The 19,057-nt window shown below is 74.9% G+C and carries 18 protein-coding genes; 9 read left to right on the forward strand and 9 right to left on the reverse strand.

All coding sequences use genetic code 11. The annotated features are described in order from the left end of the window. Positions 1–68: 68 nt before the first annotated feature. The 5 genes from R3E88_05680 to R3E88_05700 all read right to left on the reverse strand — a co-directional run bounded on the left by R3E88_05680 (position 69) and on the right by R3E88_05700 (position 6,376). Entirely contained in the window at positions 69–1,397 is a 1,329-nt protein-coding gene (locus tag R3E88_05680; GenBank protein ID MEZ4215948.1) for a hypothetical protein, read from the reverse strand. 2 nt (positions 1,398–1,399) lie between these two features. Beyond that, the gene (locus R3E88_05685; GenBank protein MEZ4215949.1) at positions 1,400–2,140 is read right to left on the reverse strand and encodes an AAA family ATPase; all 741 of its coding nucleotides are present in this window, start codon (positions 2,138–2,140) and stop codon (positions 1,400–1,402) included. A gap of 72 nt (positions 2,141–2,212) precedes the next feature. Then, positions 2,213–2,974: a hypothetical protein gene (locus tag R3E88_05690; protein MEZ4215950.1), complete on the reverse strand. Its 762-nt coding sequence runs from the start codon at positions 2,972–2,974 to the stop codon at positions 2,213–2,215. 115 nt (positions 2,975–3,089) lie between these two features. Beyond that, positions 3,090–5,471: a cytochrome c peroxidase gene (locus tag R3E88_05695; GenBank protein ID MEZ4215951.1), complete on the reverse strand. Its 2,382-nt coding sequence runs from the start codon at positions 5,469–5,471 to the stop codon at positions 3,090–3,092. Between the two features lie 65 nt (positions 5,472–5,536). Next, complete coding sequence (locus R3E88_05700; protein ID MEZ4215952.1) at positions 5,537–6,376, reverse strand: PEP-CTERM sorting domain-containing protein; 840 nt, start codon at positions 6,374–6,376, stop codon at positions 5,537–5,539. 250 nt (positions 6,377–6,626) lie between these two features. Here R3E88_05700 and R3E88_05705 point away from each other — a divergent pair, with 250 nt between their 5' ends. From R3E88_05705 to R3E88_05730, 6 genes are all read left to right on the forward strand, one after another. Beyond that, a complete protein-coding gene (locus R3E88_05705) occupies positions 6,627–7,151 on the forward strand; it encodes a hypothetical protein (GenBank protein MEZ4215953.1) in 525 nt (174 codons plus the stop codon). After that, on the forward strand, positions 7,148–7,642 hold the full coding sequence (locus R3E88_05710; GenBank protein MEZ4215954.1) for a hypothetical protein: 495 nt from the start codon (positions 7,148–7,150) through the stop codon (positions 7,640–7,642). Before R3E88_05705 ends, R3E88_05710 begins: the two co-directional genes overlap by 4 nt. 121 nt (positions 7,643–7,763) lie before the next feature. Further along, complete coding sequence (locus tag R3E88_05715; GenBank protein ID MEZ4215955.1) at positions 7,764–8,405, forward strand: TlpA disulfide reductase family protein; 642 nt, start codon at positions 7,764–7,766, stop codon at positions 8,403–8,405. After that, the gene (locus R3E88_05720; protein MEZ4215956.1) at positions 8,402–8,659 is read left to right on the forward strand and encodes a DUF4266 domain-containing protein; all 258 of its coding nucleotides are present in this window, start codon (positions 8,402–8,404) and stop codon (positions 8,657–8,659) included. Before R3E88_05715 ends, R3E88_05720 begins: the two co-directional genes overlap by 4 nt. After that, positions 8,644–11,280, forward strand: a complete 2,637-nt coding sequence (locus R3E88_05725) for a DUF3570 domain-containing protein (protein MEZ4215957.1) — start codon at positions 8,644–8,646, stop codon at positions 11,278–11,280. Before R3E88_05720 ends, R3E88_05725 begins: the two co-directional genes overlap by 16 nt. After that, a complete protein-coding gene (locus R3E88_05730; GenBank protein ID MEZ4215958.1) occupies positions 11,280–12,257 on the forward strand; it encodes an FAD:protein FMN transferase in 978 nt (325 codons plus the stop codon). The genes R3E88_05725 and R3E88_05730 overlap by 1 nt, the downstream gene beginning before the upstream one ends. On the opposite strand, the gene R3E88_05735 is transcribed toward R3E88_05730, so the two are convergent. From R3E88_05735 to groES, 4 genes are all read right to left on the reverse strand, one after another. Next, positions 12,236–12,760, reverse strand: coding sequence for a response regulator (locus R3E88_05735; GenBank protein ID MEZ4215959.1), 525 nt, complete (start codon positions 12,758–12,760; stop codon positions 12,236–12,238). The genes R3E88_05730 and R3E88_05735 overlap by 22 nt on opposite strands. Further along, positions 12,757–14,088 carry a HAMP domain-containing sensor histidine kinase gene (locus R3E88_05740; GenBank protein ID MEZ4215960.1) on the reverse strand — a complete coding sequence of 444 codons (1,332 nt, stop codon included), beginning with the start codon at positions 14,086–14,088 and terminating at the stop codon, positions 12,757–12,759. Before R3E88_05740 ends, R3E88_05735 begins: the two co-directional genes overlap by 4 nt. Before the next feature lie 314 nt (positions 14,089–14,402). Continuing rightward, positions 14,403–16,037 carry a chaperonin GroEL gene (gene groL, locus R3E88_05745; GenBank protein ID MEZ4215961.1) on the reverse strand — a complete coding sequence of 545 codons (1,635 nt, stop codon included), beginning with the start codon at positions 16,035–16,037 and terminating at the stop codon, positions 14,403–14,405. A 14-nt stretch (positions 16,038–16,051) separates the two neighbouring features. After that, positions 16,052–16,339 (reverse strand): co-chaperone GroES, encoded by a 288-nt coding sequence (gene groES, locus R3E88_05750; GenBank protein MEZ4215962.1) that lies wholly within the window; start codon positions 16,337–16,339, stop codon positions 16,052–16,054. 402 nt (positions 16,340–16,741) lie between these two features. On the opposite strand from groES, the gene lexA reads away from it, so the two are divergent. From lexA to R3E88_05765, 3 genes are all read left to right on the forward strand, one after another. Beyond that, positions 16,742–17,353: a transcriptional repressor LexA gene (lexA, locus tag R3E88_05755; protein MEZ4215963.1), complete on the forward strand. Its 612-nt coding sequence runs from the start codon at positions 16,742–16,744 to the stop codon at positions 17,351–17,353. Positions 17,354–17,453: 100 nt separating this feature from the next. After that, the gene (gene folE, locus R3E88_05760; protein ID MEZ4215964.1) at positions 17,454–18,041 is read left to right on the forward strand and encodes a GTP cyclohydrolase I FolE; all 588 of its coding nucleotides are present in this window, start codon (positions 17,454–17,456) and stop codon (positions 18,039–18,041) included. A gap of 1 nt (position 18,042) precedes the next feature. Beyond that, on the forward strand, positions 18,043–18,957 hold the full coding sequence (locus tag R3E88_05765) for an MBL fold metallo-hydrolase (GenBank protein MEZ4215965.1): 915 nt from the start codon (positions 18,043–18,045) through the stop codon (positions 18,955–18,957). Positions 18,958–19,057 lie beyond the last annotated feature (100 nt).

Consider the following 19,057-nt stretch of genomic DNA (forward strand, 5'->3'; position numbering starts at 1 on the left):
CCGCGCCGCGTGGAGCTCCCCGGCGCACCTCGCGGCGCGCCGAAGCGGCGAGGCGTCGCGCGCGCCGGCTAGCGGTGGCGGTGCTCCGATCGCACCGCGCGCGCCCCCGCGAGCAGCGCCGCCGCCTCGTCGAGCGTGTCGACTCGCCGGATCCCGGCCCGCGCGCGCACGCGCTCGCAGGCGTTCCGCAGCTCCCGCGAGAAGACGTCTCCGACGCCGGTCACGCCGCCGTCCGAGATCCAGATGCGCGGCTTCGGCTGGCGCGCGAGCCATTCGAGCGCGGGCAGATCGACGACGTTGCCGCGACCGAGGCCGCCGAGTGCGGAGTCGGGTGCGCGCAGGCCGCCGTCGGCGACGACGCGGAGCTCGCCCTGGTCGCCCTCGCCGGCGTACACCGCGATGCGCAGGCCCGCGCGCGTGCTCGCGACCAGGCGGTCGAGCCCGTCGCGCGACAGCCGCATGCTCCCGCTCGTGTCGATCAGGATCGTTCCGCGCGCGCGCCGGGCGCGCGCGCGGAAGATCGCGCGGTCGATCGCGAAGCGGTGCGGGTAGCGGAGGACGCTGCCCTCGGTCGCCGCGCGCCAGTCGCGCGGGGCCGCGTCGCCGCCGCGCGCGCGGGTGAGGAATGCGCGCGTGACGCGCAGGCGACCGGGCGCGACGTACTCGTCCCGCTCGCGCCCGCGCGCGCGCCGCGCCGGCGCGCCCTCCTCGGCCTCCCTCGCGATCCGACAGGTCGCGCAGTCGAGCTCGAAGTGGCTGCTCGACTGCAGGCGCGCGTCGAGCACCCCCTCCGCGCGCAGCCGGAGCGCGAGCTCGCGCGCCAGCTCGCGTCCGCTTCGCTCGGGCGCGGCCTCGCCGCGGCAACGGATCCGCGCGCGCTCGAGGCGCGCGCGGATCCGTTGCATCTCCGCGACGACGCGCGGCCCGTCGCCGTGCGGCCAGCGCGCGAGCATCGCCGCGAGTGCGGGCTCGACGCTCGTCCCGATCGATGCGATCGGCCGCAGCCACACGGCGAGGTCGTCGCGCTCCTTCTGGTCGCGCGCGAGCAGGAAGGCGACGTGCAGCTCGTCGTCCTCGGAGAGGTCGAGAGCGACGCCGCGCCCCGCGAGCGCGAGGTTCACGCGCGCGTCCTCGACGGCCGCGTGCACGCGGCGGTCGAAGTCGACCTTCGGAGGCCGCAGCGGCGAGTAGCGCACGTGGCCGAGCTCGTGACGGCGCGTCGCGCGCCCCTCGCCTTCGAGCGGGACGAGCATCTGGCGCCGTCGCTTGTCGACCGCACCGGAGGCGGCGTTCTCGGTCGCGCGCGAGTCGAAGACGCGGTACGGACGGCGGTCGGCGCGCGCTTCGACGATCTCGGGGTAGGGCAGGTAGCGGTTCGGGTCGAGCTTGCGCGCCATGGCTACTCCACCCCCGCGAGCACGAGCGAGTCGAAGATCTCGGCGCCGCGCTCGGCGCCGAAGACGATGCGGCACGCGCGTTCGAGTCCGAGCTCGACGCGCACGCGGTCGAGCACGTGCCATGCGCGCAGGCTCACGCGGCGCTCCTCGTCGAGCAGCGCGGCGCGCCGCGCCGGCTCGCGCAGCGGCTCGGAGAGGGACGCGACGGCGTCCGGGTGCGGGTCCGGCAGCTCGATGCGCGCGTCGAAGCGATCGCGCAGCGCGGGCGGGAGCGCTTCGGGCGGGCCGTTGTCGGTCACGACGACGTGGAAGCCCGGCGCGGGTGCGACCGTTTCGCCCGACGGCAGCGTGAGGCGCGCGGTGTCCTCCAGCTCGAGCACCGGGTGGAGGAACGCGAGCGCATCCTCCGAGGCGTGCGCGATCTCGTTGAGCACGAGTCGCGCCCCCTCGCGCATCGCGCGCACGACGGGGCCGTCGTGCCACTCGAACGCTTCGCCGCGCGGCAGGTACGTGCCGCGGAGCTCCGCCGACGGCAGCTCCTGCGTCAGCGTCACCGCGTAGAGCCCGCGCTCGATGCGCCCGCGGTGGTACGCCGCGCGCGTCTTCCCGACGCCGGGCGGACCGAACAGGTAGATCCTCCCGAAGTGCGCGCTCGCGAGCGCGACGTCCGCGTCCTCCCAGCCCCTGCCGGCGGTGTGGCGGAGCTCCTCCTCCCGATCCTTCGTCTCGCGCTGGTCTGCCATGGCCTCTCCTCCTGTGAAGGGGTTCGGAGGAGACGTTAGGTTCGGGCGCGCGTGGTGGATCTTCGCTGCGAACTATCCGGCGTGCGCCTCGAGGGGCGGTTCGGCCGGCGCCTTCAGGACGATCTCGCAGTCCCAGTCTTCGACGAACGAGAGGTCGAACGGGCGGTCGGGGATCGTCCCGCGCATCTCGGCCATGAAGAAGCCCTCCTTCTCGACGAGCTCGGGGAAGCGCGTCAGGAGGAGCGCGCTCCAGACGAGCCCGGTCGACGAGTTCATGCCGAAGGCGCCGCAATAGCCCGGTCCTCCGGGAAAGAGCTCGCGCACGCGCAGCAGGTAGCCGGCCGTCGGCGCCGGCGACGGCACGCGCGCACGGCCGTCGGACGGGAACGCCTTGTAGCGCGCGTGGTCCGCGACGAAGAACTCGACGTTGCGCCGGCTCGCGCGCCCCGCCTCGAAGTAGCGCTCGACGGACGGACGGGTGGCGATCTGACGGCGGTCGGAGACGAGGAGCACGCGCGACCACGCGCGCTCGATGTGCGACTCGAGCGTCGTGTTCCCGCGCAGGACGCGCTTGCGGCAGCCGTTGTCCTCGCCGAGCTCGACGCGCGTCGCGCTCACGATGACGTCGTCCGAAGCCAGCGGCCGTGCCGCGTGCTCGCGCACGGGCCCGTTGAAGTCGGGCTTCGGATGGTTGAGCTGCGGCGGGCCGAACGCGTAGCCGTGCGCGCCGAAGGCGGCCACGAGGTGCAGCAGGGCGGTTCCGTCGACGTGCTGCGCGACACGAACCTGGTCTCGGTACTTTCGGAAGTAGACGAACGGGGCGACGCGGGGCATCGGGTTCGGGGCTCCTCGGTGCGCGCGGGGCGCGGCTCGGGTGGGCGGCCAGTATGACCGCCGTGCGCCGTGCGAGCGCATTCGCTGCGAACCCGTGTCCCGCGGGAGCGAGCGACTAACGAGGAGGAGGGGCGTCCCCGGGAGGGCGGCGCGGCGCGCCGCGCCGCCGCGCCGCGAGCGAGCCCGCGGCGCCGAGCGCGAGTGCGAGCGCGCCCGTCGCGAACGGGCCGGCGGCAGGCGCCGCGTGGCCGGGCGCGAGCAGCTCCTCGAACGTCGGGAGCGGCGTCGCGCGGCCGTCCGCGCCGACGGGCGGCACGTACACGTACTCGTCCTGCGCGAGGCTCGCGTCGAGCGGGTGGCCGGCATTCACGGCGATCTCGTCGCCCCGGTGCCCGGCCGGGATCCAGATCTCGGGGTGGTCGAAGGGCGCGCGCTCGAAGCGCACCCGCTCGTCGGTCAGGCTCTCGAGGAAGTCGATCAGGCCCTGCCGCAGCGCCGGGTCGAAGCGCAGCGCGACCTGCGGGAACACGCTGCCGAAGTGCTTGCCGTCGGTCTCGAAGTTGCCGCCGCGCGTGTAGAACTCGATCACCTGCTCGAGCGTCGCCATGCTGCCGTCGTGCATGTAGGGGCCCGTGAGCTCGACGTTGCGCAGCGTCGGGATCTTGAACGAGTTCGGCGCCGCGCTCCGCATCTTCGTGTTCGTCGGGCTCTGCAGCTCGGCCGCCGCCGCCGCGGGCGTCGGCACGAAGGCGCCCGTCGGGTCGAAGCAGCCCGCCGTCCCCTGCGACTGCGCCACGACGCCCTCGACCTGCGTGAAGTAGGCCGGATGCGCCGTCGCGACGTCGCGCGCGATCGGGAGGTCGAGGTCGCACGGGCGCACGTCGTCGACCTCGCGGTCGACGACGCCCGCCGGGTGGCCCGCGAGGTGCTCGAGGTACTGCGCCGCGAACGAGAGCGGGAAGCCGAACGGGTCGAGGCCGCCGACGCCCGGGTCGGCGTCGTTCGGCGTGACGCCGTTGCTCGCGAAGCCCGTGTCGATGAAGCCGAAGCCGCCGACGACGGACATCCGGGTGACGACGTTCGTGCTCGTGCTGACGGCGAACGTCTCGTTGCCGAACGCGAGCGGGTCGGCGGCGACGAGGGCCGCGTTCGTCGCGATCGCCTGCGACGTGAAGACCGGCCCGATGTGGCACAGGTTGCAGTGCGCGGTGCGGAACGTGTCCATGCCCTGCTGCGCGGAGGGGCTCAGGTCGATCGGAACGCCGTTCGCATCGCGCGCGCTCAGGTCGAACGGCGACGCGTCGGACACGAGCGTCGACTCGTACATCTGGAGGGCGAGCCCGAAGAACATCGGGAAGTTCGCCTCGAGCTGGGTGTAGGGCGTCGGGTCCGTTCCGCTCGGCTGCCCGAACGCGGGCGCGCCCGCGTACGCCCAGTAGCGGGGCGCGAAGGCCTGCTGGATCAGCGCGCCGTAGGTCGTCGCGAGGCCTTCGCGCAGGTGGCCGGGCGTGCTGTGCGCGAGCGGCGCGAGCACCGAGTCGCTCCAGTGCACCTTCTGCACGGCGAGCGGCGCCATCGGCGCGAGCTTGCGCCCGACGTCGGCGAGCGTGCGCGCTTCGCAGCCCATCTCGATGGGGCTCACGGGCGGCCCGAGCGCCTGCGAGGCGAGCGACGCGTTCACGAGGTCGAGCCGCTGCTTCGCGACGACGCCGGGGCTCGTCTCGACCCAGACGCCGGCGTTCGCGTCGCGGTCGCCCCACGCGCTGCTCCCGTTGAAGACGTGGCTCGCCGCGCCATCCCAGAACTGCCGGTAGGAGAACACGGCGTTGATCACGGTCGGCGCATTGCGCGCCATCGCGCGGCGCGTGCCGACGCCGCTCACCTGGAACTGCGCGTCGGGCTGTCGCGCGCAGGCGTCGTCGGAGACGCCGGGCGTCACCGCTTCGAACGCGCCGCCGAACGATCCCGACGACGACGCGACGTCGTCGGAGGCGTACGTCACGGGCGCGACCGGGTTGAACGGGTCGCTGCGCTGGTGGAACGGGAAGTCGGCCGGCGTGAGCCGGTAGTTCGGGCCGCGCGGCGCGCCGCCGGGCGACGCCTCGAAGAACGGCGCGGGCACACCCGGGTCCTTGCCGCTCGGCGACAGTGCGTTCTTCACGCGCCCGTCGGCGCCCGCGTGGAAGTGGCACGACGCGCATGCGATGCCGTCGCTTCCGACGTTCACGTCCCAGAAGAGCGCCTTGCCGAGCGCGACCGCGGCGTCGGCGTCGACGACGATCGGGTCGGCGCCGTCGACGAGGCCCGGCACCTCCGGCACGGGTACGCCCTGGAGCGAGACGGGGAGCGGGCCGAAGTGCGCGGCGGCCGCGAGCGGCGCGAGCGCGCTCGCGAAGGCAATCGCGCCCGCGAACGCGAATGCGCGCGCGAACGCGACTGTGCGCGCGAACGCGAATGTGCGCGCGAACGCGACTGTGCGCGCGGCCGCGCCGCGCATTCGCGCGCGAGGGGCGGCCGCGCGCGCCGCCCCTCGCGCGGCGGTGGGCGTGCGCGCGCCGCCGGTCACCCGCGCTTCCGCGCGACGCGAAGCCCGAGCAGGCCGACGCCCACGAGCAGCGCGGTCGAGGGCTCGGGCACGACGGCGACCTGCAGGTCGAAGAGGCCGCCCGAGAGCGCGGCGTCCGTTCCGCCGACGTAGATCGAGTACCAGCCCGCCTGCACGTCCGAGAGCACGAGCTCGGCGAAGCCCGCGCCCGTGCTGCCGCCGACCGACGTCGCGAACAGGTCGTCGGGCGTCAGATCGTGCGCGCCGTTCAGGATCGTCTCGCCCCAGCCCGTCGCGCCGACGACGGACGGGCCCGAGATCGCATAGCCGAGGAGCTCGAGCATGTTGCCGCCCTGGCCGTCCTGCATCCAGAGCGTCCCCGCGTCGCCGAGCGCGCCGTACGCGTTGAACGAGTGCGGCGTGCCGAAGCCCGCGGTCGACGTCTCGCCGCCGAAGGCCGTCGTGCCGCCGTCGAACTCGTTCGCGCCGCTCGCCCACACGGCGAGGCCGGGCGCGAGCTGCAGGGCGTCGCGCGCGGTGACGGAGATCGAGACCGTGGGGGCGGCGTCGAGGTAGACGCTCCACCACGCGCCCGTGTGCGCCCACGCCGAGCCGTTCAGCGCCGGGTTGTTCGCCATCGACGCCGCGAGCGCGCCCTGGCCGCTCGCCGTCGCCGTGCCGCCGACGCCCACGACCGCGTTCGCGCCACCACCGTCCCACGTCGAGAACGCGATCGCGCCGATCGCGCGGCTCTCGGCCGCGCCCGTCGTGACGCCGATCGCGACCGCGACCGCGAGGCCGATCGCGCGCGCCGCGCTCCTGTCCACACCCGTTGCTGCACCCGTTGCTGCTTCCATCGCCCGTGTCTCCCTGCCGTGCCCGTGACGCGTCCCCGTGACGTGCCCGCGACGGCGGCGGGCGGCGGGACCATCGCAGAGCGGCGCGCCGCGTCGGGGCGGTGATTTGTCGCACCCGCCTGCGAGCGCGCGGCGGGGCTGCGAAGCTGCGCGCGTGTCGACCGCGCGGCAACGAGGACGGATCGGGGAACGGGAAGGGACGGCTCCGCCGCGCGCGCTCGCCGTGCGGGCGGCGCGAGTGGCGCGCGTGGTGACAGGGGCGTCGATCGCGGCGTTCGCCACCGCGCTGCTCGCGCCCTCCGCGCGCGCCGTCACCGGCGGCGGCGTGCTCGCCACCGCGCCGTCGGCGTCCGCCCTGTACACCGTCACCTGCTACGACGACGGGAACGGCGCGCCGGCGTCGCTCGTCGCGCAGGTGAGCGACGAAGGCCCCGCGGTCGCGCCGTTCGTGAGCGTGCAGGTCGTGAAGGGGCTCGCGGCGACGAACTCGACCGACCCCGTCGATGCGGACGGCGCGCCCGGGCCGCTCGTCGCGCTCGACGGCGGCGCGGGCGACTACGCGGTGTTCGTCGACAAGACCGGCGCCGGCGAGGAGACGTTCGCGCTCACCGTCGAGTGTCGGACGGGCGCGGGGGGCGGCGGTGTCGCGACGGGCACCGACGTCGACGGCTTCGCGCCGCCGCCGGCCGTTCCCGCGCTCGGTGCAGCGGCCTGGCTCGGCGCGGCGGCCCTGTTGGGGTCGGCGGGCGCCGCGCGCCTGCGGAGGCGATCGTGAGCGGCGCGCAGCGCGCGACGAGCCGCGGGCTCGCGCGGCCGTGCAGCCGCATGCGCGGCGTGCTCGGCGCGGCGCTCGCGGCGCTCGCGGCATTCGGTGCGTCGGCGGCCGGCGCGCATTCGCAGCCGGGCACGCTCGGCGCATCGGCCTCCGCCACCGACTATCACCAGGTCACGTGCTTCGACGACGGGAGCGGCGCGCCTGCCTCGCTCGTCGTCTCGATCCTCGATGCGTCGCCGGGCGCGCTGCCGCTCGTGAGCGTCCACGTGCGGCGCGCGTCGTCGCTCGCGACGGCGAGCGACGACGCGACGGCCGACGCCGTCCCGAGCCCGGACGTCGCGGTGAACGAGAGCGGCGGCGCCTACGACGTGCTCGTCGCGAAGTCGGGCAGCGGCGCCAAGTTCTACACGCTCGAGTACCACTGCACGACGGCCCCCGACGGCGGAGGGGTCCACACCGGCAGCCTGCTCACGACGCTGCAGAGCCAGTAGGCCTCGGCCCGCGCGCGGCGCGGCAACTTGCCGCGCCCCGGGCGCGCGATCGCCGTGCTACACGCGCGGCTTGTCCGCGCACCCGCCGAACCCCCGCCGCACCACCGCCCGCCGCAGCGCGATGCGCGCGACGCGCCGTCGCGCGCGCGCGTTCGGCGCCCGGCTCGCGTTCGGCGCCCTGCTCGCGCTCGCGTCCGCACCGCTCGCGGGCGCGCGCGCCGCCGACGTCGGCGACGTCGCGCCCGACTGCGCGCTCGTCGCGATCGCCCCCGACGCCGGAGGCGTCGCCGGCGCCGGAGGCGTCGCCGGCGCCGCGGGTGCCGCGGGCGTTGCCGACGCCGCAACCGGCGAGCTGCGGCTCTCGGACCTGCGCGGGCGCGTCGTCTGGGTCGACTTCTGGGCGTCGTGGTGCCCGGCGTGCGCCGAGGCCTTCCCGCTGCTCGACTCGTTCCAACGCGCCCATCGCGACCGGGGGCTCGTGGTGCTCGGCATCGGGCTCGACGAACGGCTCGAGCTCGCGCTGCGCTTCGCAGCGGCCCATCCCGTCTCGTTCGCGCTCGCGCGCGACGCCGAGGGCGACGCGTGCGCGCGCGCGTTCGACCTCGTCGGCATGCCCGAGTCGTACGTGATCGACCGCGCGGGCGTCGTGCGCGCCGTGCACCGCGGCTTCCGGCCCGACGAGATGCGCGCGTCGCTCGCGCTCGTCGAGGCCCTGCTGCGCGACGACGCCGCGCCGCGGCGCGACGGCGGAGTGGCCCCGTGACGCCGCGCCGCCCGCGCTCGGCGAGCGGCGCACCGCGTGGGCGCATCGCACTCGTCGCCGCCGCGGCGTGCGCATCCGCCGCGCTCGCGGGCTGCGCGTCGGTCGCGCCGTGGGAGCGCGGGCAGCTCGCACTCCCGCAGATGAGCCCCGACCCCGCTCCCGCCGCGCGCGCCTACCGCGACCACGTCCACGCCACCCGCGAGGCCGCCATGGAGACCGAGGCGGCCGAAGGGGGAGGGTGTGGCTGTTATTAGGCGCGCCTGCGCCCGCGTGCGGGCGTGGTGGCTGCGCGCGACGCGCGCGCTCGCGCGCGTCGAGGCCGCGCGCACGCCGCGCCGCGCCCGCGCCGCCGCGGCGCGGCGTCGAGCCGAGCCCGGCGGTCCGCGCGCTCACGTTCGCCGCGCTCGCGCTCCCGAGCCTCGCGACCGCGACGCGCGCGGCGGGCGACGATGGCTTCGAGGTGCAGTTCGGGCGCTACCAGGAGGGCGAACGCGACACGGCGGGCGTCGACACGCGCATCGACCCGCTGCGCGCGGAGACGATCTCGGCGCGCTGGCGCTGGCTGCTCGGCGATCGCGTGCGGCTCGCGCTCGACTACCTGCAGGACACGTGGTCGGGCGCGACGCCGGTGACGACGGCGCCGCGCGTCGTCGGCGGCAACCGGCCCCGGCTCGACGCGCTGGGCAGCGCTTCGCCGATGATCAACGGCGACCTCTTCCTCGACGCTCGCATGCGTCCGCTCGACGTCGACCCGTTCGGAACGGTGCTCGGCGTCGACGAGCGGCTCGTGCACACGCTGTCGACGGCGTCGCCGGAGACGCGCCACGCCTTCGGCGCGAAGCTCGGCTACGAGTGGGACGCGGCGCAGCTCGAGGTGGGCGGGAGCGCGTCGCTCGAGCCCGACTACCGCGCGCTCTCGATCGCGGCCGAGGGCCGCATCTCGTTCGATCGCAAGGCGACGACGCTCGTCGCCGGCGCGAGCTACACGAACGGCGCGATCCGCGCGCGGCTCGACCACGACGCGCAGCCGTACATCGACACGTCGGCCTTCGCCGACGCGATCGACATCGAGGCGTCGACGGGCTTTCGCACGCTGCGCGACGAGCGGCACGACGTCGGCGTGCACCTCGGGCTCTCGCGCGTGCTGACGCGCTCGGCGTTCGTCGAGTTCGAGGCCGCGTGGGTGCGCGCGTCCGGCTACCTCGCGAGCCCCTACCGCGTCGCGCAGGTGGCGTTCGTCGACCCGGCGCAGCAGGCGCTCGCGCCGCCCGGCACGTCCTACGCGCAGGTGCGCGCGCTGCTCGAGCGCGTCCCGCGCGAGCGCAACCGCGCGAGCCTGAGCGCGCGGCTCGTCCAGCACGTGGCCGCGCTCGACGCGTCGGCGCGGCTCGCCTATCGCTTCTACGCGGACGACTGGGGCGTGCGCTCGCACGCGCTCGAGGCGAGCCTCGCGCAGCCGCTCGGCGCGTGGCTCACCGTCACGCCGCGCGTTCGTTATGCGACGCAGGGCGAGGCCGACTTCTACACGACGTGGCTCGTGTCGCAGCAGGCCTACCGCACCGTCGTGCTCGAGCCCGGGACGGGCAACGTGCTCGCGATCGTCCCGTTCGATCCCGCGCTGCTCCCGCGCCACTACTCGACCGATTTCCGCCTCTCGGGCTACGGGACGCTCTCGGCCGGCGCGAGCGCCGAGCTCGCGCTCGCACGCGGCGTCCGCCTCGTCGGCGACGCCGCCTACTACGCGCACCGCGGCGACTGGAAGCTCGGCGGCGGCGGAGAGGCGTCCTTCGCCGACTTCGACGCCTGGATGTTCGGCCTCTCGCTCGCGTTCGACGGGAGCGTCCTGCGCGGTGTGCTCGACGGCGTCGATACCGGCGGCGACGTGCACGGCGCGATGCACGCCGCGTCGCACGCGCTCGCGCTTCCGGCCGGCGTGATGGCGGCGCACATGCTCGACGACGCCGGCGACGTGATGGTCGGGCTGCGCACGATGCACGTCCGCCGCGGCGGCGATCTGCTGCGCGGGTCGCGCGAGCCGACGGATGCCGAGGTGGTCGCGGGCGGATGCGGGCCGGGCGCCTGTCGCATCGCGCCCGACCGCATGTCGATGACGGGCGTGATGCTCGAGCTCATGGCGGCGCCGACGTCCTGGCTCACGCTCGCGCTGATGCCGCGCTTCGTCGGCAAGGAGATGGAGCTGCGCAACCTCGCGGGCGGCGCGCCCGACCCGCACGGCTCGCACGGGCACGCGACGGGCGGCCTCGGCGACGCCGACCTGCTCGCGCTCGTGCGCGTGCTCGACGCGGGCGCGCACCACGTGCACGCGGGCCTCGGCGTCGGCATCCCGCTCGGGAGCGTGCGGCAGGAGCTGCGCCGCACGCACCAGCTCGACCGCGGGCTCGTCCACTACGCCATGCAGCTCGGCAGCGGGACGTGGGACCTCCTGCCGAGCGTCACGTACACGAGCGCGCTCGGCCGCGCGGCGCTCGGCGCGCAGCTGCGCGGCGTCGTGCGGCTCGAGGACGAGAACGCCGTCGGCTACGCGCTCGGCGACGTCGTCGAGGCGACCGCGTGGGCGAGCCACCCGCTCACGTCGTGGCTCTCGGCCTCCGCGCGCGCGGCGTTCCGCGCGCAGGGCGACATCCGCGGCGCCTACGATCGGCTCCACGACGACGCGGGGCCGATGGACTTCCCGGCCAACTACGGCGGGCGCTTCTGGGACGTGGGCGCCGGGCTCGCGGCGCGCGCGCCGAGCGGGCTGCTCGCCGGCCAGACGCTGCGCATCGAGTGGATGCACCCGGTCGCCACGCACGTGAACGGCTATCAGCTCGACCGCAGGGGCGAGCTCTCGGTCGCCTGGAGCGCGCAGTTCTGATGGCGATCGCCGGCCGCGCGCGTCCGTCCGACCTGCACCGCGCGGCGTTCCGCGCGATGGGCTCGCCGTGCGAGATCCAGGTCTTCGCGCGCCGTCCCGAGGCCGCGCGCGCGGCGCTCGTCGCCGCGCGCGCCGACGTCGAGCTGCTCGAGGCGCGCTATTCCCGCTACCGGCCCGACAGCATCGTCGCCGCGATCAACCGCGCGGCCGCGGCCGGAGGCGCCGTCGACGTCGACGACGAGACGGCGACGCTGCTCGACTACGCGCAGGCCTGCTTCGCGCAGAGCGACGGGCGCTTCGACGTCACCTCGGGCGTGCTCCGCCGCGCGTGGCGCTTCGATCGCGGCGCGCTGCCCGACGCGGCGTGCATCGAGGCGCTGCTGCCGCGCGTCGGCTGGGACCGCGTCGACTGGCGCCGGCCGCGGCTCGCGTTCCCGGTCGCGGGCATGGAGATCGACTTCGGCGGCATCGTGAAGGAGTACGCGGTCGATCGCGTGCTCGCGCAGCTCCTGCGCGCGCGCGGCGTCGCGAGCGCGATGGTCAACCTCGGCGGCGACGTCGCGGTCGGCGGCGCGCGCCCCGACGGCGCGCCGTGGCGCATCGGCATCCGCCACCCGCGCGATCGCGACGCCGTGCTGGCGACGGTCGCCCTGCGTGCCGGCGCGCTCGCGACGAGCGGCGACTACGAGCGCTGCCTCGAGGTCGACGGCGTTCGCTACGGCCACATCCTCGATCCGCGCAGCGGCTGGCCGGTCGCGCGCATGGCCTCGGTGAGCGTCGTCGCCGACCTGTGCGTCGTGGCGGGCAGCGTCGCCACGATCGGCATGCTCGCCGACGCCGACGGGCCGGCCTGGCTCGCCGCGTCGGGCCTCGCGCACGCGTGGACCGACGTCGACGGAGAGGTCGGCGGCGCGCTCGCGAACGCGCCGCCGCAGCGCGCGTGCGCGGCGCGCGCTCAGCGCTCGGGAGGCCGGTAGGCGAGCTTGCGCTGCAGCGTGCGGCGGTGGATGCCGAGCGCCTTCGCGGCGCGCGTGACGTTGCCGTCGCAATCGTGCAGCACGCGCTGGATGTGCTCCCACTCGACGCGGCCGAGGCTCGGCGGCGCGAGCGCGCGCGCGGGCTCGCGGGCCGCCGCACCCGGGTCGAGGACGGCGAGGATCTGGTCGACGTCCGCGGGCTTCGTCAGGTAGTCGACCGCGCCGCCGCGCACGGCGTCGACGGCCGACGCGATGCTCCCGTACCCCGTCAGCACGACGATGCGCAGCGCCGGGTTCGCGGCGGAGAGCGCGCGGATCGCATCGATGCCCGAGCCGTCGGGAAGGGCGAGGTCGACGATCGCGCCGTCGAGCCGCGCGCCGTCGACGCTCGCGAGCGCGGCGAGCTCGGCCGCCTGCTCGACCTCGTAGCCGCGCTTCGCGAGCGCGCGCACGAGCGCGCCGCGCAGCCGCTCGTCGTCCTCGAGCACGAGCAGCCGCCTCATCGCGCGCGCGCCTCCGGGCCGACCGCGCCGGCGGCGCCCGCCGGCGGAAGCTCGAGCACCGCCGTCGTGCCGCGGCCCGGCTCGGAGCGCAGCGCGAGCCGTCCGCCGAGCGCCTCGGCCACGATGCGCACGAGGTGCAGGCCGAGCCCCATTCCCGCGCCGGGCGGCTTCGTCGTGTAGAAGGGCTCGACCGCGCGTTCGAGCTCCTCGGGCGTCATGCCGACGCCGCGGTCGGTGACCTCGACGCGCAGCCCCGCCGTCGAGGCCGCGAGGTGCACGTCGACCCTCTCGCCGTCCGACGCCTGCAGCGCGTTGCGCACGAGCGGCAGCACGAGCTGCGCGAGGTGCGGGAGGCTCGCGTCGACGGTCGTCTCGGGCGCGGCGCGCCAGACGACGCGCTCGCCCGCCGCACCGAGCTCGCGATCGACGAGGGCCTCGAGCGCATCGACCGTCGCGCCACCGCCGACGGGGCGCAGCTCCTCGGCGGCGTCGGCGCGCATGCGGTCGAGGATCGCGCGACAGTGCTCGACCGCCTCGCGGATCTCGAGGGCGTCCGCGCGCACGCTCGCGATGTCGCTCGCGTCCGCGTCGCGCTCGAGCTCGCGCGCGAGCACGGCGACCGCGCCGAGCGGCGAGCTCAGCTCGTGCGCGGCGCCCGCCGCGAGCGTCGCGAGCGACGCGAGGTGCCGCGTGCGCTCGAGGCGCCGCTCCGCGTCGCGCAGCGACGCGCGGTGCGACGCCGCCGCGCGCAGGATCTGGCGCATGAAGTAGGTGATCGACACCGCCGCGGCAGCCGTCGCGGCCCACATGCCGGCGAGATGGATACGGATCGCGGACGCGGCGGGGCCCGGGAACGCGAAGGGAAGCGCGATCTCGCGGTGCCACAGGTGCGTCTCGGCGTGCCACGCGAAGAGCGCCGCGTATCCCAGCACCGCGCACGCGACGACGGCCCACGACGCCGCGCCGCCCCCCGTCGCGACCGCCATCGCGATGTGCACGACGTACAGGATCGCGAACGGGTTCTCGGGCCCGCCGGTCGCGGCGAGCGCGGCCGTGAGGATCGCGACGTCGAGGATCAGGACGCCCGCGATCGCGGCCTCGGAGACGCGGCGCGCGCGGCGCGCGGCGAGGGCGAGCGCGACGTTGCTTCCGGCCGTCACGACGAGCACGGCCCAGAGCACGCGCGCGACCTGCGGCGTCGGCGCGAGCCGGTCGAGCGCGAGGAGGCCCACGGCCTGGCCGGCGGCCGCGACCCAGCGCAGCCCGACCAGCCAGGGGAGGACGATCCGCGGGTCGCCGAGCGGGGAGGGCGAGGGCGTGGCGCGCATCGGGCCGATGGTAGCCGGCGCGCGCGCGGCCGGTGCGGCAAGGCGGCGCGGCGGAGAAGCTGTGTCGCCGCGCGCCGGACGCGCGCGGCGCGCGCCCAGCGGCCCTGCGCCTTGCTAGGCGCGCGCGCGGCGCGCCGACGCCGTCGCGCACCCGTGACCGCGTCGGACGCCCGGAACCGCGTCGCGCGCCTGCAACCGCGTCGCGCGACCGCGTCGGGCGCCGGAATGCAAACGGCCCCCGGAGCCGTGGCTCCGGGGGCCGCCGCGAGTCGGTCCGCGCGGCCAGGGGCCGCGCGGTGCGACGGGCGCGCCGCCTACATCGGCGGCATGCCGCCCATGCCGCCCATGTCGGGCATGCCGTGTCCGCCCTTCGGCTCGGGCTTCTCGGCGATCATGGCCTCGGTCGTCAGCAGCATCGACGCCACCGACGCGGCGTTCTGGAGCGCCGTGCGCACCACCTTGGTCGGGTCGATGACGCCGGCCTTGAGGAGGTCGCAGTACTCCTCGGTGCGCGCGTTGAAGCCCCACGCGCCCTTCTGCCCCTTGACCTTGTCGACGACCAGGGAGCCCTCGATGCCCGCGTTCTCCGCGATGCGGCGGAGCGGGGACTCGATCGCGCGGCGCACGATGTTGACGCCCGCCTCCTGGTCCTCGTTCTCGGTCTTGATGCCGTCGAGCGCCTTCTGCGCGCGAAGGAGCGCGACGCCGCCGCCGGGGACGATGCCCTCCTCGACGGCCGCTCGCGTGGCGTGGAGCGCGTCCTCGACGCGCGCCTTCTTCTCCTTCATCTCGGTCTCGGTGGCCGCACCGACCTTCACCACGGCGACGCCGCCGACCAGCTTGGCGAGGCGCTCCTGGAGCTTCTCGCGGTCGTAGTCGGAGGTCGTGGTCTCGATCTGGTTGCGGATCTCCTGGCAGCGGCCCTCGATGTCCTTCTTCGAGCCGGCGCCGTCGATGATCGTCGTGTTGTCCTTGTCGATCTGGATCCGCTTGGCCTTGCCGAGATCCTTCAGCGTCACGTTCTCGAGCTTGAGGCCGAGCTCCTCGGCGATGACCTGGCCGCCCGAGAGGACCGCCATGTCCTGGAGCATCGCCTTGCGGCGATCGCCGAAGCCCGGCGCCTTCACCGCGGCGACCTGGAGCGTGCCGCGGATCTTGTTGACGACGAGCGTCGCGAGCGCCTCGCCCTCGATGTCCTCGGCGACGATGAGGAGCGGCCGGCCCTGGCGCGCCACCTGCTCGAGCAGGGGCAGCAGGTCCTTCATGTTGCTGATCTTCTTCTCGTGCAGGAGGATCAGCGGCTCCTCGAGGTGGGCCTCCATCGCCTCGGGGTCGGTCACGAAGTAGGGCGACAGGTAGCCGCGGTCGAACTGCATGCCCTCGACGACGTCGAGCTCGGTCTCGAGGCTCTTGCCCTCCTCGACCGTGATGACGCCCTCGCGGCCGACCTTCTCCATCGCGTCCGCGAGGATCTTGCCGATCGTCTCGTCGCTGTTGGCGGAGATGGTGCCGACCTGCGCGATCTCGTTCGAGTCGCGCGTGGGCTTCGAGAGCTTGCCGAGCTCGCCGATGAGGGCGTCGACCGCCTTGTCGATGCCGCGCTTGAGGTCCATCGGGTTCATGCCCGCGACGACGAGCTTGCTGCCCTCGGCGTAGATCGCCTGCGCGAGCACCGTGGCCGTCGTCGTGCCGTCGCCCGCGACGTCGGAGGTCTTGCTCGCGACCTCCTTCACCATCTGGGCGCCCATGTTCTCGAACTTGTCCTCGAGCTCGATCTCCTTGGCGACGGTGACGCCGTCCTTGGTGACCGTCGGCGAGCCGAAGCTCTTCTCGATGATGACGTTGCGGCCCTTCGGACCGAGGGTGACGCGCACCGCGTTCGCGAGCGCGTCGACGCCGCGCAGGATCTTCGCGCGGGCGTCCTGGTCGAACTTGATTTCCTTGGCCATCGTGGGGGGCTCCTCTACTCGATGACGGCGAGGACATCGTCCTCGCGCATGATCAGGTGCTCGACGCCGTCGAGGTTGACCTCGGTGCCCGAGTACTTGCTGAACAGGATCTTGTCGCCCTTCTTGACGTCGAGCGGCGTGACCTTGCCGTCCTCGCCGATCTTGCCGCCGCCGACGGCGACGACCTTGCCCTCCTGGGGCTTCTCCTTGGCCGAGTCGGGGATGATGATGCCCCCCGACGTCTTCGCCTCTTCCTCGACGCGCTTCACGAGGATGCGATCGTGGAGCGGACGGATCTTCATGAGTCCGATTCCTCCTGGCGCGAGACCGCGCGATGCGCGCTCGCCGACCCGTTGTGTCCGGTCTGTGGTTCGGAGGAGCGCTCGGCTCCTCCCGCCCTGGCACTCGCACGTCGGGAGTGCCAAAGCGGCGCGGAGCATTCGTCACTGCCCCCGGAGCGTCAACCGAGGCGATCGAAAAATTCACGCGTCGCGTTCGATCGCGCGTCGATCCGGCGCCGCTCGCGAGGGCGCTTGCACTTTCGCCGTCGCTTCGCGAGAGTCCGGCGAAACTCGGGCGAAGGTGGCGTCTCCCCCGTCTCCCAAAGAAGGACTGGGAAGGGGAAGGAGAGGACGCCGAGCTCGCGCGCCGGCCGTCGCCGCGCCGCGAGCACCGAAGCCGCCCGAGAGCAGGAGGCCCCGCCCATGGCCCTCACGCGCCGCCAGCGCGAGATCTACGAGTTCGTGCGCGGGTTCGTGCGCGAGCACGGCTACTCGCCGAGCCTCGAGGAGATCGGCTCGCACTTCGGGCTCCGCTCCGTCGCCACCGTCCACAAGCACGTGCAGCACCTCGTCGAGAAGGGCCTGCTCCAGAAGGCGTGGAACCGGTCGCGCTCGGTCGAGCCCGTGGGCGCCGACACGGTGGCCGACGGCGGGGTGGCCGACCTCCCGCTCCTCGGCGTCGTCGCCGCGGGGCGCCCGATCGAGGCGATCGAGGGCGACGACCGGGTGGCCGTGCCGGCCGACATGGCGGGCCGCCCGGGCGAGCGCTTCGTGCTGCGCGTGCGGGGCGACTCGATGATCGAGGACATGATCGCCGACGGCGATCTGGTCGTGGTCGAGAGCCGCAGCGAGGCGCGCAACGGCGAGACGGTCGTGGCGCTCGTGGGCGGGAGCGAGGCGACGCTCAAGCGCTTCTACCGCCGCGGGGATCGCGTCCGCCTCGTGCCGGCGAACGCCGACATGGCCCCGATCGAGGTCGCCGCCGCCGACGTCGAGATCCGCGGCGTCCTGCGCGGCCTGCTGCGCAGCTACTGAGGCGCGCGGAGCGTCCGCTCCGCGTCCGTCCGGCCTGCTAGGGTGCTGCGCCAGAGCGCCCCAGCCCCGCTCCCGGGGGCCAGCCGAGGAAGCCGCAGCGATGAGCGAGCCGTCCGCGCCGGACCCGATCGAGTCCCACGTCGAATCCATCCTGAAGGAGCTCGGGGAGGACCCCGCGCGCGACGGCCTGCTGAAGACGCCGAGCCGCGTCGCGAAGGCCTACCGCTTCCTGACGAACGGCTACGCGGGCGACCCCGTCGAGATCCTGAACAACGCGCTCTTCGACGTCGACTACGACGAGATGGTGATGGTGCGCGACATCGAGTTCTACAGCCTGTGCGAGCACCACATGGTTCCGTTCTTCGGGCACGTGCACGTCGGCTACATCCCGAACGGCAAGGTCGTCGGCCTCTCGAAGATCCCGCGCCTCGTCGAGATGTTCTCGCGGCGCCTCCAGGTGCAGGAGCGGCTCACGATGCAGGTGGCGCAGACGCTCGAGGACGTGCTGCGGCCGAAGGGCGTCGCGGTCGTCGTCGAGAGCAAGCACCTGTGCATGGTGATGCGCGGCGTGCAGAAGCAGAGCAGCTACGCCATCACGAGCTCGATGCGCGGCGAGTTCCAGACCGATCCGAAGACGCGCGCCGAGTTCATGAACCTGATCGGCCACCGCAAGGACGCCTACGCCTAGCGTGGCGCGCGCGGTGGCGATCGCGGCCGGGCTCGCGCTGCTCGCGGTCGCCGCGCTGCTCGGCGAGGCGCACTGGGAGATCCGCCGCGTCGCGCCCGCGCTGCCCGCGCCGGCGGCGATCCTCGCGGTCGACGGCGGCGACGCCGGCCCCGTCCGCGTCCGCTACGCGAACACCGCGACGCAGGCCGGCCTCGTGCCCGGCGTCGTCGGGACCTTCGGCGGCTTCGTGCTCGAGTGGCCCGACGGTCGGCTGTTCGCGATCGACGCGGGCATGACGCCCGAGGGCGCGATCGCGTTCGGGCGACTCACGCGGCTCGCGATGGGCGCGGCCGCGATGGAGCCCCACGGCGAGCTCGCCGCGCTCCTCGGCGACGACGCGGCGCGCGTCGCGGGCGTCGCGTTCACGCACCTCCACCAGGACCACACGGGCGGCCTGCCCGGGCTCTGCGCCGGTCGCGCCGCGCCGCTGCGCGTCTTCCAGACCGCCGACCAGGCCGAGCGCGGGAACTACGGAACGGCACCCGGGCGCGCCGACCTCGAGCGCGCCGGCTGCGTCGAGCGCGTGCGCCTGCGCACCGACGCCGCTCCGCTCGCGCCGGTCGACGGCTTCCCGGGGCTCGCCGCGTTCGCCGTCGCCGGGCACACGCCGGGGAGCACGGCCTTCGTCGCGAACGTCGCGGGCGTGCGCTGGATCTTCGCGGGCGACGTCGCGAACGACCGCGCGAGCCTGGTGGGCGACGTCCCGAAGCCGCTCTGGTACAGCCTGCTGATCACGCCCGAGGATCGCACCCGGCTCGGCGCGCTCCGCCGCTTCCTCGGCGCGCTCGACGCGCGCAGCGACGTGGTCGTCGTCGTCGCGCACGACCTCGGAGCGATCCGTGCGGCCGGCATCGAGGAGATCCCTCCCGCCGGGTAGCCGCCCGCGCGCGCTCGTTCGACGCGCGCGGCCCGCGCGTCGGGCGCTCGGGGTCGTCGCGCGGCGCGGGACGCGCGACGGTCGCGGCGCGGCGGCGGCG

It is taken from the genome of Myxococcota bacterium, assembly GCA_041389495.1.
Lineage (GTDB): Bacteria > Myxococcota_A > UBA9160 > UBA9160 > UBA4427 > JAWKRT01.

Excerpts from the sequence above, each read along its gene's own strand:
- groES (MEZ4215962.1), bottom strand. The coding sequence starts at position 16,339 with ATGAAGATCCGTCCGCTCCACGATCGCATCCTCGTGAAGCGCGTCGAG.
- R3E88_05695 (MEZ4215951.1), bottom strand. The coding sequence starts at position 5,471 with ATGCGCGGCGCGGCCGCGCGCACAGTCGCGTTCGCGCGCACATTCGCG.
- lexA (MEZ4215963.1), top strand. The coding sequence starts at position 16,742 with ATGGCCCTCACGCGCCGCCAGCGCGAGATCTACGAGTTCGTGCGCGGG.
- R3E88_05690 (MEZ4215950.1), bottom strand. The coding sequence starts at position 2,974 with ATGCCCCGCGTCGCCCCGTTCGTCTACTTCCGAAAGTACCGAGACCAG.
- R3E88_05700 (MEZ4215952.1), bottom strand. The coding sequence starts at position 6,376 with ATGGAAGCAGCAACGGGTGCAGCAACGGGTGTGGACAGGAGCGCGGCG.
- R3E88_05680 (MEZ4215948.1), bottom strand. The coding sequence starts at position 1,397 with ATGGCGCGCAAGCTCGACCCGAACCGCTACCTGCCCTACCCCGAGATC.
- groL (MEZ4215961.1), bottom strand. The coding sequence starts at position 16,037 with ATGGCCAAGGAAATCAAGTTCGACCAGGACGCCCGCGCGAAGATCCTG.
- R3E88_05685 (MEZ4215949.1), bottom strand. The coding sequence starts at position 2,140 with ATGGCAGACCAGCGCGAGACGAAGGATCGGGAGGAGGAGCTCCGCCAC.
- folE (MEZ4215964.1), top strand. The coding sequence starts at position 17,454 with ATGAGCGAGCCGTCCGCGCCGGACCCGATCGAGTCCCACGTCGAATCC.
- R3E88_05715 (MEZ4215955.1), top strand. The coding sequence starts at position 7,764 with ATGCGCGCGACGCGCCGTCGCGCGCGCGCGTTCGGCGCCCGGCTCGCG.
- R3E88_05735 (MEZ4215959.1), bottom strand. The coding sequence starts at position 12,760 with ATGAGGCGGCTGCTCGTGCTCGAGGACGACGAGCGGCTGCGCGGCGCG.
- R3E88_05740 (MEZ4215960.1), bottom strand. The coding sequence starts at position 14,088 with ATGCGCGCCACGCCCTCGCCCTCCCCGCTCGGCGACCCGCGGATCGTC.
- R3E88_05730 (MEZ4215958.1), top strand. The coding sequence starts at position 11,280 with ATGGCGATCGCCGGCCGCGCGCGTCCGTCCGACCTGCACCGCGCGGCG.